The 13,793-nt window shown below is 72.4% G+C and carries 10 protein-coding genes and 1 pseudogene; 5 read left to right on the plus strand and 6 right to left on the minus strand.

All coding sequences use genetic code 11. The features are described 5' to 3' along the window. Nucleotides 1-6: 6 nt before the first annotated feature. The 3 genes from JMF97_RS16245 (at nucleotide 7) to JMF97_RS16255 (ending at nucleotide 3,535) form a co-directional block, all read left to right on the plus strand. Nucleotides 7-1,716 carry a PspC domain-containing protein gene (locus tag JMF97_RS16245; RefSeq protein WP_203222330.1) on the plus strand — a complete coding sequence of 570 codons (1,710 nt, stop codon included), beginning with the start codon at nucleotides 7-9 and terminating at the stop codon, nucleotides 1,714-1,716. Then, nucleotides 1,713-2,102, plus strand: coding sequence for a hypothetical protein (locus tag JMF97_RS32345; RefSeq protein WP_203222331.1), 390 nt, complete (start codon nucleotides 1,713-1,715; stop codon nucleotides 2,100-2,102). The genes JMF97_RS16245 and JMF97_RS32345 overlap by 4 nt, the downstream gene beginning before the upstream one ends. 185 nt (nucleotides 2,103-2,287) lie before the next feature. Further along, nucleotides 2,288-3,535, plus strand: a complete 1,248-nt coding sequence (locus JMF97_RS16255; protein WP_203222332.1) for a phosphatidylserine decarboxylase — start codon at nucleotides 2,288-2,290, stop codon at nucleotides 3,533-3,535. A gap of 61 nt (nucleotides 3,536-3,596) precedes the next feature. Here JMF97_RS16255 and JMF97_RS16260 read toward each other — a convergent pair whose 3' ends face one another. The 3 genes from JMF97_RS16260 to JMF97_RS16270 all read right to left on the minus strand — a co-directional run bounded on the left by JMF97_RS16260 (nucleotide 3,597) and on the right by JMF97_RS16270 (nucleotide 6,878). Continuing rightward, nucleotides 3,597-4,523 carry a CDP-alcohol phosphatidyltransferase family protein gene (locus JMF97_RS16260; protein ID WP_203222453.1) on the minus strand — a complete coding sequence of 309 codons (927 nt, stop codon included), beginning with the start codon at nucleotides 4,521-4,523 and terminating at the stop codon, nucleotides 3,597-3,599. Nucleotides 4,524-4,894: 371 nt separating this feature from the next. Then, nucleotides 4,895-5,800, minus strand: a complete 906-nt coding sequence (locus tag JMF97_RS16265; protein WP_203222454.1) for an NUDIX hydrolase — start codon at nucleotides 5,798-5,800, stop codon at nucleotides 4,895-4,897. Nucleotides 5,801-5,930: 130 nt separating this feature from the next. Then, nucleotides 5,931-6,878: an NUDIX hydrolase gene (locus JMF97_RS16270; RefSeq protein ID WP_043721911.1), complete on the minus strand. Its 948-nt coding sequence runs from the start codon at nucleotides 6,876-6,878 to the stop codon at nucleotides 5,931-5,933. Between the two features lie 144 nt (nucleotides 6,879-7,022). Between JMF97_RS16270 and JMF97_RS16275 the strand changes: the two are divergent. After that, nucleotides 7,023-7,262: pseudogene (locus JMF97_RS16275) on the plus strand (PspC domain-containing protein); the annotation flags it as partial. A gap of 244 nt (nucleotides 7,263-7,506) precedes the next feature. Here the strand turns inward: JMF97_RS16275 and guaA are convergent. Continuing rightward, nucleotides 7,507-9,063: a glutamine-hydrolyzing GMP synthase gene (guaA, locus tag JMF97_RS16280; protein WP_043721915.1), complete on the minus strand. Its 1,557-nt coding sequence runs from the start codon at nucleotides 9,061-9,063 to the stop codon at nucleotides 7,507-7,509. A gap of 195 nt (nucleotides 9,064-9,258) precedes the next feature. Then, a complete protein-coding gene (locus tag JMF97_RS16285; RefSeq protein ID WP_203222333.1) occupies nucleotides 9,259-10,926 on the minus strand; it encodes an FAD-dependent oxidoreductase in 1,668 nt (555 codons plus the stop codon). Nucleotides 10,927-11,100: 174 nt separating this feature from the next. On the opposite strand from JMF97_RS16285, the gene JMF97_RS16290 reads away from it, so the two are divergent. Beyond that, nucleotides 11,101-12,216 carry an LCP family protein gene (locus tag JMF97_RS16290; protein ID WP_203222334.1) on the plus strand — a complete coding sequence of 372 codons (1,116 nt, stop codon included), beginning with the start codon at nucleotides 11,101-11,103 and terminating at the stop codon, nucleotides 12,214-12,216. A gap of 65 nt (nucleotides 12,217-12,281) precedes the next feature. Here the strand turns inward: JMF97_RS16290 and JMF97_RS16295 are convergent, their stop codons facing one another. After that, nucleotides 12,282-13,679 carry a M1 family metallopeptidase gene (locus JMF97_RS16295; RefSeq protein ID WP_438803758.1) on the minus strand — a complete coding sequence of 466 codons (1,398 nt, stop codon included), beginning with the start codon at nucleotides 13,677-13,679 and terminating at the stop codon, nucleotides 12,282-12,284. Nucleotides 13,680-13,793 lie beyond the last annotated feature (114 nt).

Raw genomic sequence — 13,793 nt, forward strand, 5'->3', positions numbered from 1 at the left:
GAAGGCATGACCGACGACGCTGTGCAGCCGAACCGACCGGAGCCGACGGACGCGGGCACGACACCGCCGACCGCATCGCCCGGCCCGGCCGCCGCATCGGGCACGACCGGGGACGACACGGCAGCACCGGGCACCCCACCACGGATGCCCACCGCGCAGACCCCCTCCAGCGCCCCCACAGCGCCCGTCGGGCCCGGTCCGGCAAGCCCGCCCAGGTACGACCAGACCGCCTCACCACCCCCCAGCGGCGGCTCGCCCGGCGCCCCGCCGCCTCCCGGCGGTGCTGGCGGACCCTACGGAGATGCTGGGGGACCTTACGGCGGTGCCGGCGGACCGTACGGAGGTGCCGGGTTCACCTCGCGGTACGGGCTCGTCCGCCCGCGCGACGGTCGCTACCTGGCCGGCGTCTGCGCCGCCATCGGTCGGGCCACCAACACCGATCCGGTGCTCTGGCGGGTGCTGCTCGCGGTGCTCGGCTTCTTCGGTGGCGTCGGCATCCTGATCTACGTCATCGGCTGGTTGATCATCCCGGGTGAGGGCGACACGGCCTCGCCGGTCGAGTCGATGCTGGGCCGGGGCAGATCCAGCATGTCCCCGGTCACCGTGATCGTGCTCAGCATCCTGGTCGCGGTGGCCTTCGGCTACATCGTCACCGACGCGTTCCGCGCGGTGCTGCTCGGCGCGGCCATCCTGGTCGGCGGGGCGTTGCTGCTCAACCGGCAGCAACACCAGACGCAGCCCGAGCCGGCCCCGATGACCACACCGCCGAGCGCACCGGTCCCGCCGGTCAGCTACCCCGCCCCCAGCGTGTACTCACCGGCGTACGCCGCCAGCACCCAGACCAGGACCAACATCCCGCCGTACGGCCCGGTCCCCCCGCCCGGTACGCCCTCCACTGCCGCACCGAGAGAACCGAACATGCCTCCCTCCCCCACGCCGCCCTGGCCGACGACGAGCACGCAGAGCGCACCGCTCGGCCCGCCGCCCCCCGCGCCGCTACCGCCGACGTACCGCCCCCCGTTCGCCCCGCACGGCCCGTACGCCAGCCGGACCATGCCACCACCACCTCCGCAGGCACCGCCCAAACCGCCGAAGAAGCCCCGCGAGCGGTCCGCCCTCGGCGCGGTGACGTTCTCGCTGATCTTCGTCGCGCTCGGTCTGGTGGTCGTGCTCGACCTGCTGAACGTCTTCGGGATCGGCGCCTCGGCCTACTTCGCGGCGGCGCTCGCCGTGATCGGTCTCGGCCTGCTGGTGGGTACCTGGTTCGGTCGGGCTCGCTGGCTGATCGCGCTCGGCCTGGTCACCGCCGCCGCGCTCGCGGTGGCGACCGTCGCCGAGTCGTACAACCGGCTCGGTGGCATCGACGGCGCGGTTGTCTGGGCCCCGACCAACCAGCGCGAACTGGCGCTGCGGTACGAGCAGAGCTTCGACGACGCGGTGCTCGACCTGCGCGCGATCGACTTCAGCCAGCTGGACACCGAGGTCACCGTCGTCATCAACTTCGGTGAAGCCACCGTGTTGGTGCCACCGAACGTGGACGTGACGACAGTTACCCAGGTCACCGCCGGCGACGCGGACATCTTCGGTGAGCAGCGCGGCTGGGGCCGGGACAACCACCGCAGGGAGATCGTCGATCTCGGTCCGGACGGGCCGGGCGGCGGGAAGCTCCGCCTGAACCTGCACGTCAACGCCGGAAAGATGGAGGTGACCCGATGAGGGCACACCGCACCGACCTGGTGTCGTTCGCCTTCGGGCTGCTCTTCCTCGCGTTCGCCGCCTGGTGGCTGCTCGCCCAGGTGGTCGGCCTCGTCCTGCCACCGGTGGGCTGGTTCCTCGCCGGCGGGCTGATCCTGATCGGTCTCCTCGGTCTCGTCGGCGCGCTGCGTTCCAGCAAACAGGCCAACCAACCGGAGCAGGCTCCGAGCCCCGCAGGCTCGGACACGGCCGGTACCGGCGGGCGCGAGGCGACCGGGTCGCCGGACGCCCGGCGGGACGAGGACGCGGGTACGGGCACCGATGCGGACCGGAGCACCGACGACGACCGTACGCTCGATCTGGCCGACGACGCGGACCTGCCGCGACGGCGAGGCCCGGCTGCCTGACCATGCGACAGCGGCGGTGGGCCGCCTATGCTGGCCGGTGTGCTCCCGCCATCGCCGGCCGGCCCACGCGCGGGCATCCCGCGCGGGTCAGCCGGTTCGCGCGGGCCGCTCGCGGCCGGGCCGACCTCGCCGCCGGGCGGTGATCTCGCGTCAGTCGCCTCTATCCCGTCAGGAGCCCGTTCGAGATGACCCAGTTCCCCGGCGTGCGTGCCGCCGGCCGGTCCGGCCCGGTCCGCCTCGGCGAGCGTGCCGCCCGCACCCTCGTCGCCGAGCTCGCCCGGATCAACGACCCCAAGGCCGCGCTGCTGGTCGGCGCGGCACCGGAGTCCGCGGTGCTGGCCGCGGCCATCGAAGCGCTGCTGCCCGGTGACACCCTCACCGTGGTGCCGGCCGAGTCGGTCAGCCCCACGGCCCTGCGTGAGCACGTCAGCGCCCAGGGACGCTGGGTCGCCGATCGGGTCCGCGTGGTGGACAGCCTCGCCGAAGCCGAGCCGGCCGCGGTGGTCGTGGCCGGTGAGGCGCTGGCCGGCACCGCCGAGGAGGCGCGCGCGACCGTCGAGACGCTGACCAAGTACCTGGCCGACGGCGCGGTGTTGAGTGTGGCCAGCGCCGTCGGCCGGACCGCCGGTGCCGCCGCCGAGTTGGAGCGCCAGGGCGCGCTGCACGGTGTCGGTGTCGACCTGGTGCTGCGGAACCCCGAGCCGGTACGCGTGTTCCGGCTCCGTTTCACCCCGACGGACGCGGCGGCGGCGGAGCGCCTCGCCCCCGCCTACCGTCCGTCGAGCGTGCCGGTGACCCGCGACATGCACATCGACTCCAACGGGGTGGCCGCCGCCGGCATCGCCCTCGGGTTGGCCGCGCTGACCCGGCTGGCCCGGCCGAAGTCCAAGCTGTGGCTGGTGCCCGCGCTGGCCGCCGCACCGGTGGCCGCCTTCTTCCGGGACCCCGAGCGCGATGTGCCGGAGGACCCGTCGGCGGTGGTGGCCGCTGCCGACGGCAAGGTCCTGTCGGTCCAGCGGCTGCACGACGAGCGCTTCGGCGACGGCGAGTTCCTGCGGATCGCGGTCTTCCTGTCGGTGCTCGACGTGCACGTCAACCGTTCCCCGGTGGCCGGCAAGGTGGTCGACTACTTCGTCGCCGACGGCGGCTTCGTCAACGCGATGAAGCCGGACGCCGAGCACAACGTGGCCGCGTACACGGTGCTGGACACCACGCACGGCACGGTGGTGGTGGCGCAGCGGACCGGCCTGATCGCCCGGCGGATCGTGCAGCGGGCGCCGATCGGCACCCTGCTGGCGCGCGGCGAGCGGTTCGGGCTGATCCGGTTCGGCTCGCGTACCGACGTCTACCTGCCCGTCGAGGCCGCGGACCCGCTGGTCGGGCCGGGCGACAAGGTGGTCGGCGGGTCGACCGTCATCGCCCGCTGGCGCTGATCGGAACCGAACGACAAAGGGCGCCGCGGTCGACCGCGGCGCCCTTTCGTCGGTACGGAGATCAGATGGTGCGGCGCTGGTGCAGCCAGAGCAGCGGCCCGCTGATCAGGTAGCCCACCACGATCAGGCCGAAGGTGAGCCGCACGTCGATCAGCGCGCCGATCACCGGAGCGAGCCAGAGCCACGGCGGCAGCTTGACCAGCCGGGCGAGCTTGGCGTACGGGAAGCTGCTGACCATGGTGAAGGCGAGCAGCGCCACCCCGGCGATCTGCACCGCTCCCGGCACCGGCAGTCCGATGACCACCATCAGGGCGAGCACGGCCGCCGCCATGGTGGTGGGTACGCCGCTGAAGAAGCGGCCGTCCTGGGGCGAGACGTTGAACCGGGCGAGCCGGATCGCGGCGCAGGCGGCGACGAGCGCGGCGGCCACTCCGGCGGCAGCCGTCGGCACCTCACCGGCGAGCGAGGCGTAGACCACCACGGGCGCGGCGAGGCCGAAGGAGCACATGTCGGCCAGCGAGTCCATCTGGGCGCCGAACGGGCTGGAGACGCCGAGCTTGCGGGCCAGCGCGCCGTCGAGTCCGTCGAAGGCGACACAGGCGATGAGGAGCAGAGCGGCGACCCGTACGTCGCCGTTCATGGCGATGAAGATCGCGTTGATGCCGAGCACCAGGCTGGCCAGGGTGCAGGCGTTGACCAGCGCGAACTTCACCCGACGCGCCATTGTCCGCTCACCGGGCAGCAGCGGTACGGCGCTGACCGTGGCATCGTCCGTCACCGGGGATTCGACACGGGGAGCCGGGCCGATCGCCGCAGGGGCGATCGTCTCGATCCGGGTCCGGTGGAACCGCTGCAGGCCGTAGCGACGGCGGGGACGATCCGAATACCGGGGCTCGGGCAGGGCATCGGTCGCGCCGTGCAGCTCGCCATCGCGGCGGCCGACGCGGACCAGCAGGACCTGACGGGCCAGGCTGCCGCTGCGGCGCAGCGGGCCCGTCCAGCTTCGCCCTGCGGGACGCGGGCTGTCAGTCGTACGACGCCGGCGCCAGGGGGCTCTCGGCACGCTTCCTCCATCACCGGATCAGCTGGCCGCCCGTGCGGGGCGGGTGTCCGGCTGTCTCGTTGCCGGACCGTTCGGGCCCGGCAGCCCATTTTGCGGTGTACACCATCGCATAGGCGAGTGGGGATTGGCGATAGCTGCCGGCGGTACTTATATCTCCCCTAACCACGCGAACCGCACGGTTGTTCCCATCTGGGGCATCATCGCCCGTTTTCCTCCCTCGGCCCTTCTCCCGACTGTACCGGAGATCGCCTTCCCGGGCCGCCGGGCGACCGGCGGGGTCCGGTCGCCCGTCCGGCTCACCCGCCGGTCGCCACAGCCTCGGCGGCGATCTCCGTCAACGGAAGTTCGCGCAGCTCGGCCGGGTTGAACCAGGCGGCGCGGGCGGTGGAGCCGCCGGCCAGCTCGGTGACCGCCGGCTCGGTCGGGCGGTCGACCAGCACCCGGTAGACGACGCGGATGCCATGCCAGTCGATGGGATAGCCCTCCGGCCCGAGCGCGGCCGGGTTGTGCAGGTTGTCCACTCCGATGAGTTCGGTCACCCGACCCAATTGGCCGGATTCTTCGACCAGTTCGCGTAGCAGCGCGGTAACCGGCTGCTCACCATGGTCCGTACCGCCGCCGGGCAGATGCCACTGACCGGCGCCCGGATAGCCGTCCGCGATCAACGCCAGCAACACCCGTCCGGCCGGATCGGAAACCAACCCGTACGCCCCGAAGCGCTGCCGCCGAGTGGCGTCCGGCGCGGCGAACGGCTCCCGCCGACGCAGCGCCCCGGAGGGCAGCGGCACGACCGGCAGGCCCAGCGCCTCGGCGGTGAACGGCAGCAGCGGCAACCCGGTCGCCTCGTCCGGCGGCAGCCAGCGCGCCAGATCGGTGGTGCCGTCCCGCTCGCCGCGCAACGTGCCGCCCACGGCCGTCACGTCGAACAGCACCCGATCCGTGTGCAGGGCGACCCCCAGGTCGGGGTAGGGCGTCACGTCGGCGACCACCGCGCGCAGCCCGGTCACCTCGACGGCGAGCCCGGTCTCCTCGGCGACCTCACGGAGCACCGCCCGCGCCGGATGCTCGGCGTGCTCCAGGCCGCCGCCCGGCAGCGACCAGACGCCGGGGAAGTCGGCCCGGTCGGACCCCCGCACGAGCAGCACCCGCCCGTCGGGGTCCCGCAGCACGCCGTACGCCCCCACCCGCCGTACCTGCTCCACACCGACTCCCGCCCGCACGACCGTCTCCGGCCGCCCGGCCGCTGTCGATCACGAAGTTGTCGCCACCTGTCGGAGGCGTGCCCCGACAATAACTTCATGATCGTGCGGCCGGGCGCGGAGTGTGCGGTGGTCAGGTGAGGCGGGCGGCCTGGACGGCCTCGGCGGTCACCTCGGTGAGGCGGTCGGTCGGCAGGGCACCGAGTTCCTCGCGGGCGAACCAGCGGGCCTCACAGGTGGAGCCGCCGACGTCGGCGACCGTGGGCGGGGCCGGCTTGTCGACCACCACCCGGTAGAAGGCGCGTACGCCGTGCCAGTCGATCGGGTAGCCCTCCGGGCCCAGCGAGGCCGCGTCCCGGTGGCTGGCGACACCGAGCAGCCCGATCAGGCGCCCGGTCTGCCCGGTCTCCTCGACCAGTTCCCGGATCAACGCGGCACCCGGCTGCTCGCCGTAGTCGGTGCCGCCGCCCGGCAGGTGCCAGCAGCCGGCACCCGGGTAACCGTCCGAGACCCGGGTCAGCAGCACCCGGCCGTCCGGATCGGTGACCACCGCGTACGCGGCGAAACGCTGCGCCCGGTGCAGGCCGTCCGGACCGGGCACCGCGTAGAAGGAGGGAAACTCCGGCGGCTCGTCGGGCACGATGTCGGCCGAGGAGGTGGGCAGCCCGAGGGCGCGCGCGGTGAACGAGCGCAGGGGCAGTTGCCGGGCCTCCTCGCGGGTGAACCAGCGGGCCAGGTCGGTCGGCCGGTCGACCCGGTCGGTCAGCGAACCACCCCGGACCGAGACCTGGTAGACCAGCCGGTCGGTGTGGATGGTGATGCCGCGCTCGGGCAGCGCCCGCATGTCGGCCAGGACGTCCTGAAGGCTCGCGACGGAGACCGACAGCCCGGTCTCGGCGGCGGTCTCCCGGACGACGGTGTGCTGAGGGTCCTCACCGTGGTCGACCGCCCCACCGGGCAGAGACCACGTACCGGGGGTGCCGGAGCGCTCCGATGCGCGAACCAGCAACACTCGGTCTACCGAATCAGTACAGACTGCGTATGCCGCGATCCTGCGGAGCGGCTCCAGCATGGTGGTCACGGAGCCAAATTCTCCCCGTGACCCGTTAACGGCGCGGAAAAGAGTCGGATTCCTGACTTCTTACTTACCCCTGAGCCGCAAGTCAGGGTATTGATCCGGGCGGTCACCGAGGTCGATGCGCCCCGAGACGCGGACCGTGGAGGCATGACTTCCACACCCCACGCCCCGTACAAGCAACTGCGCCGCCCGACCACTGACCGGATGGTCGCCGGAGTGGCCAGCGGCGTCGGCCGCTACCTCAACGTCGACCCGACCCTGGTCCGGGTCGTCTTCGCGGTCGGCACCCTGCTCACCGGCGGGATCGCCGCACTGGCGTACCCGATCATGTGGTTCCTGATGCCCGCGGAACCGGCCAGCGCGCCGGCCTGGCCGCACCCGACGGGCGTCCCGCCGCAGGGCCCGGCCAGCGGTCCACCGCACGCCGGACCGGCGGGCCCCGCCCCGCATCCGGCATGGCCCTACCCCGCGCCCGGCGCACCGACACCGCACCACGGCCCGGTCCCGCCCACCGCGCAGTACGGCCCCGCGGTGCAGGAGAGCAGCGCGCCGACGGTACGGATCGCCACCGCCGACGGCACCGCGCCGACCAGGCCCGAGGCGGCTGCTCAGCCGCCGGCCTGAGTCGGCGTCACTCCCACTCGATGGTGCCCGGCGGCTTGCTGGTCACGTCCAGGACCACCCGGTTCACCTCGGCGACCTCGTTGGTGATCCGGGTGGAGATCCGGGCGATCACGTCGTAGGGCAGGCGCGACCAGTCGGCGGTCATCGCGTCCTCGCTGGAGACCGGGCGCAGCACCACGGGGTGACCGTAGCTGCGCCCGTCGCCCTGCACGCCGACGCTGCGCACGTCGGCCAGCAGCACCACCGGGAACTGCCAGACGTCGCGGTCCAGGCCGGCGGCGCTCAACTCCTGCCGGGCGATGAAGTCGGCCCGGCGCAACACGTCCAGGCGCTCCTGGTCGACCGCGCCGATGATCCGGATGGCCAGGCCCGGGCCGGGGAACGGGTGCCGCCAGACCATCGCCTCGGGCAGGCCGAGTTGCAGACCGAGGGTACGGACCTCGTCCTTGAACAGCGTGCGCAGCGGCTCGACCAGGGCGAACTTGAGGTCCTCGGGCAGCCCGCCGACGTTGTGGTGGCTCTTGATGTTGGCGGTGCCGGTGCCGCCACCGGACTCGACCACGTCCGGGTAGAGGGTGCCCTGCACCAGGAACTCCACGTCACCGTGCGAGGCGATCTCCCGGGCGGCGGCCTCGAAGACCCGGATGAACTCCCGGCCGATGATCTTCCGCTTCTGCTCCGGGTCGGTCACCCCGGCCAGCGCACCGAGGAACCGGTCGGCCGCGTCGACCACCTTGAGCTTGATGCCGGTGGCCGCGACGTAGTCCTTCTCCACCTGCTCGGCCTCGCCGGCCCGCAGCAGACCGTGGTCGACGAAGACGCAGGTGAGCTGGTCGCCGACGGCCTTGTGCACCAGCGCGGCGGCGACCGCAGAGTCCACCCCGCCGCTGAGGCCGCAGATGACCTCCTTGTCGCCGACCTGCGCGCGGATCCGGGCCACCTGCTCGTCGATGATGTTCTCGGGCGTCCAGGTGGGCTCGATCCCGGCGATCTCGTACAGGAAGCGGGTCAGCATCTCCTGCCCGTGCGCGGTGTGCCCCACCTCGGGGTGGAACTGCACGCCGGCCCGCCGACCGGCCAGGTCCTCGAAGGCGGCGACCGGTGCACCGGCGGACTCGGCGGTCACCGTGAAGCCCTCCGGCGCCTCGGTGACACAGTCGCCGTGGCTCATCCAGACCGGCAGGTCGGCCGGCAGGTCACGGAGCAGTACGCCTGGTTCGAGCAGACGGGGGCGCAGCGGAGTGCCGCCGTACTCCCGGTTGCCGGTGCGCGCCACCGTGCCGCCCAGGGCCTGCGCCATCGCCTGGAAGCCGTAGCAGATGCCGAAGACCGGCACCCCCGCCGTGAACAGCCCGCCGTCGACCTGCGGGGCCTCGGGCGCGTAGACGCTGGCCGGACCGCCGGACAGGATGATCGCGGCCGGGTTCTTGGCCAGCATCTCGGCCACGGGCATGGAGTGCGGGACGATCTCGGAGTAGACCTTGGCCTCACGCACCCGGCGCGCGATCAGCTGGGCGTACTGGGCACCGAAGTCGACCACGAGGACAGGACGCGGCAGGCTCATGTGCAGCAAGCCTACCCACAGTCACCCCCTCCCCCACCCCCACCCCACCCACCCCGCACTCCGCCCCACCCCACACCCCCTCCCCCGCCGATCTTGCACTTTCGGTCGCGGATACGCGGCTTATGCACCCTTCACCCCGACACAAAGTGCAAGATCGCCGGGGGCTGGGGGCGGGGGCGGGGCGGGGGCGGGGGCTTAGGGGAGGGCGGGGTGGGTTGGGGGGATGGGTGGGAGGGGGTGGTAGGGGGAGGGGTGTGGGGGGCGGGGGTCGGGGGTGTTCTTGTTGGGCCAGAGGGCCAGGGCGCGTTCGGCTTGGGCGGTGATGGTGAGGGAGGGGTTGACGCCGAGGTTGGCCGAGATGGCGGCGCCGTCGACGACGTGCAGGCCGGGGTGGCCGTAGACGCGGTGGTACGGGTCGATGACCCCGGTCTCGGGGGTGGCGCCGATCACCGCACCGCCGAGGATGTGGGCGGTCATCGGGATGTCGAACGGTTCGGTCAGCGCGCCGCCGGGCGTACCGTCGATCTCTTCGGCGAGCAGTCGGGCGGCCCGGTTGCCGGCGGGGATCCAGGTCGGGTTTCCGGGGCCGTGGCCGGGGGCGGCGACCAGTCGGCGACCCAGCGGCCCGCGCCGCAGCCGGGTGGTGAGCGAGTTGTCCGCCGACTGCATCACCAGGGCGATCACCGTACGTTCCGACCAGTTGCGCACCCACAGCAGCCGGGCGGCCTGCCAGGGATGCCGGACGAGTTGGCCGAGCCAGCGGCGTACCCGGTGCGGGCCGCCGTCGACCAGCAGGGATTGCAGCAGACCCATCGCGTTCGAGCCGCGCCCGTAGCGGACCGGCTCGATGTGGGTCTGCGGGTCGGGGTGGAACGAACTGGTGATCGCCACTCCCTCGGAGTAGTCCACTCCGGCGGCCTTGGCCCGCCGACGCGGTACCGAGGCGCCGAGGATGGCCTCCGAGTTGGTCCGGGTCAGCCGACCCAGCGTCGGCGAGATGTTGGGCAGGGCGCCACGCTCACGCATCTCGTGCAGCAGTCGTTGGGTGCCCAGCGCCCCGGCGGCGAAGACCACCTGGTCGGCGTGGATCACCTGGGGGCGCTTGCGCAGCCAGGCGCCGGTGCGTTCGGTGTGTACGGCGTACCCGTCGCCGGAGGGCCGTACGGCGGTGACGGTGGTCAGCGGATGCACCTGGGCACCGAGCCGCTCGGCCAGCCACAGGTAGTTCTTGACCAGGGTGTTCTTCGCGCCGTACCGGCATCCGGTCATGCAGGCGCCACAGTTGGTGCAGCCGGTACGCTCCGGCCCGGCACCGCCGAAGTACGGGTCGGCCACCCGCTCACCCGGCCGCCCGATGTACACCCCGACCGGGGTGGCGTGGAAGGTGTGCCCCACCCCCATCCGGTCGGCCACCCGCCGCATCGCCCGGTCCGCGGGGGTGTGCAGCGGGTACGTGGTCACCCCGAGCATCCGCTTCGCCTGGGCGAAGTGCGGGGCGAGTTCGGCCCGCCAGTCGGTGATGTCCCGCCACTGGGGGTCGGTGTAGAAGGCGTCCAGCGGCTCGTACAGCGTGTTGGCGTAGACCAGCGAGCCTCCGCCGACCCCCGAACCGGACAGCACCAGCACCCCGCCGCCGGCCCGCCGGTCGGCCGCCCGCAGTAGGGTGATCCGTTGCAGGCCGAAGCAGCCCAGCTTCGGCGCCCAGAGGAACCGCCGCAGCCGCCACGAGGTCTTCGGGAACTCGTCGTCGGCGAACCGTCGGCCCGCCTCCAGGACGCCGACCGAGTAACCCTTCTCGGCCAGCCGCAGGGCGGCCACGCTACCGCCGAAGCCCGACCCGATGACGACCACGTCGTACCGCATGCCTCGAATCATTACTCCCGAGTAGCTCTCGCGCCAGAAGCAGTGTGCGCGCAATCATGCTGCGCAGCCCGCCGGGAGAAGCCCACGCGGGTGATCGAAGCGACAGAGCGGTCGACGCAACCCTGAGCCCACCTCACGGCGTTGTGTCGGCAGGTGCGCGAAGAAGGCGGGGGAATGATGCTCGGAGAACCTCGGAGACGGCTGACGCTGGTGCTTGCCGCCCTGGTCGCGGTGGCGGTGGTGGCCGTCGGCGCGGTGGTGATCACCCGGCTGGTCGGCACCGACCGGAGCACACCGACCGCCGGCCCGACCGGCCCGAGCGCGTCGGCTGACGCGCAACCGAGCCCGAGCCCGAGCACCCCGCCGCCGGGCGCCGACATCACCGGCCCGCTCAACCTGCTGCTGGTCGGCATCGACACCCGGGTCAGCGTGCCCGGTTGGGAGCCGCACGCCGACGCGGTGCTCATCCTGCACGTACCGGCGGGGTTGTCCCGGGCGTACCTCTTCTCGCTCCCCCGCGACCTGGTGGTGGACGTCCCGGCGTTCAAGCCGGCCGGTTACCGGGGCGGGCGGACCAAGCTCACCAACGCGATGAGCTACGGCAGCCGGGTGCCGGACCGCCCGAAGCAGCCGGACCCGGCCCAGGGGTACGAGCTGCTGAGCCAGGTGGTCAGTGACTACACCGGGCTGCGCATCGACGCCGGCGCGGTGCTCACCTTCGGCGGCTTCGACACGTTGGTGGACAGCCTCGGCGGCGTCGACATCCACGTCGACCAGCGGGTGGTCTCGCGGCATCGCCAGCCCGACGGCAAGCACCGCGCACCCGGGCCGGGCGTCGGCGGGTACGTCGGACCGCAGATGGTCTACGAGCCCGGCGATCGGCACCTCAACGGCTGGCAGGCGCTGGACTACGCCCGACAGCGCTACCTGCCCGGTGGCGACTACACCCGGCAACGCCACCAGCAGCAGCTGATCCGGTCGCTGGTCGGCAAGATCCTCGACACCGACCTGGCTCGCCAGCCGGAGCGAGTCGAGCAGGTGGTGGCGGCCCTCGGCGACATGCTGGTCTACGTCGGCGGGCGGCGGATCGTGGAGTTCGCGTACGCCCTCGGCGGGCTCTCCCCCGACGCGCTGACGCTCGTCACCCTGCCCGGCGCGGCGGTGGGTCGGGGCAACGCCTACCGGGGCGAGGAACTGACCCAGACCGGCCGCCGCTTCATCACCGAGTTGCGGGCCGGCAAGGTCGACGAGTTCCTCGCCGAGCACCCGAAACTGGTGGTGCCCCGATAGGGCGAAACTGTCAAGATCGTGGATCTCGTCCCGGACCGCCGGGCGACCAGCGGCCGGGCGGTGGGTCAGGGCAACGCGGGGGCGGTGGTCCCGGTCAACCAGGAGTCGAAGAACGAGCCCAGCTGACGCCCGGAGATCCGCTCGGCCAGGGCGACGAAGTCCGCCGTGGTCGCGGTGCCGTCCCGTCGCTCGGTGGTCCAGGTGCGCAGGATCCGGAAGAAGTCGTCGTCGCCGACGGTACGCCGCAACGCGTGCACGACGAGTGCACCTCGCTTGTAGACGGCGGGGCTGAACATCGCGCCGGGGCCGGGATTCAGGGTGGGCCGGGACCAGTCCGTCACCGCGTACTGCTGCTCGAAGTTGCGTTGGGCGCTCGGGCCGCCGTCGTGTTCCTCCCAGAGCCACTCGGCGTAGCTGGCGAAGCCCTCGTTGAGCCAGATGTCGCTCCACCGGGCCAGTGCCACACTGTTGCCGAACCACTGGTGGGCCACCTCGTGGACGACCACGCCGTAGTTCGGCTCGCCGGAGCGGAAGAACCCGGGGCCGTAGACCGGTCGGGACTGTGTCTCCAACGCGTACCCGATTCGCGGGTCGGCCACCGCCACCCCGCCGTACGCCTCGAACGGGTACGTCCCGAAGAGACCGGCCAGGTAGTCGGCGATCTCACCGGTGCGCGACAGCGACCGTGCCTGCGGCCCGGTGGCCGGCATGCCGGTCGGTACCGCCGTGATCATCGGCTTGCCGCTGTGCGTGCCGACGTCCACCCGGTAGTCACCGATCACCAGCGTGGTCAGGTAACTCGCCATCGGTGACCGCTCGGCCCAACGCCAGGTCGTCCACCCGTCGGCCGTGGTCCGCTCCCCCGGTACGCCGTTGCTCAGCGCGGCGAGCCCTTCGGGGACGGTCACCTCGATGTCGTAGGTCGCCTTGTCGGAGGGGTGGTCGTTGACCGGGAACCAGGTCGCCGCCGAGTGCGGTTGGCCCAGGGCGATCGCCCCGTCGTCGGTGTGCTGGAAGCCACCGCTGCCCAGCACACCGTCGGTGACCGCCGTGGGCACCCCGGCGTAGCTCACCTCGACGGTGAACCGGCTGAGGTTCGCCAGCCTCCGGCTCGGCGTGACGACAAGTTCACCGTCGGCCTGCCGGTGCTCGGCGGAGGCACCGTCCACGGTGACCGAGTCGACCGTGAGGCCGCTCAGGTCGAGGTTGAACCGGGAGAGATTCTGCGTGGCGGTCGCGGTCACCACGGCCCGCCCGACGAGCCGGTCGTCGGCCGGGTCGTACCGCACCGCGAGCCGGTAATGGTCGACGTCGTAGCCACCGTTGCCACTGCCCGGCACGTACGGATCGGCAACGTCCACACTGCCCGGCCGGAACCCGTCCTCACGCTCCCCCGTGCAACTCACCAACGCGACCGCAGCCACCACCGCAACCGCAACCCCACTCCACCGCAACCCCACCACCCTGCTCACCCCGCCGAGCCTACCGCCGCCCACCCCGTCGATTTTGCACTTGCGGTCGCGGCGAAACACCCGAAACCAGCATGAACCGGCGACCACAAGTGCATGATCGACGCT

It is taken from the genome of Micromonospora fiedleri, from assembly GCF_016774385.1.
Classification (GTDB): domain Bacteria; phylum Actinomycetota; class Actinomycetes; order Mycobacteriales; family Micromonosporaceae; genus Micromonospora; species Micromonospora gifhornensis.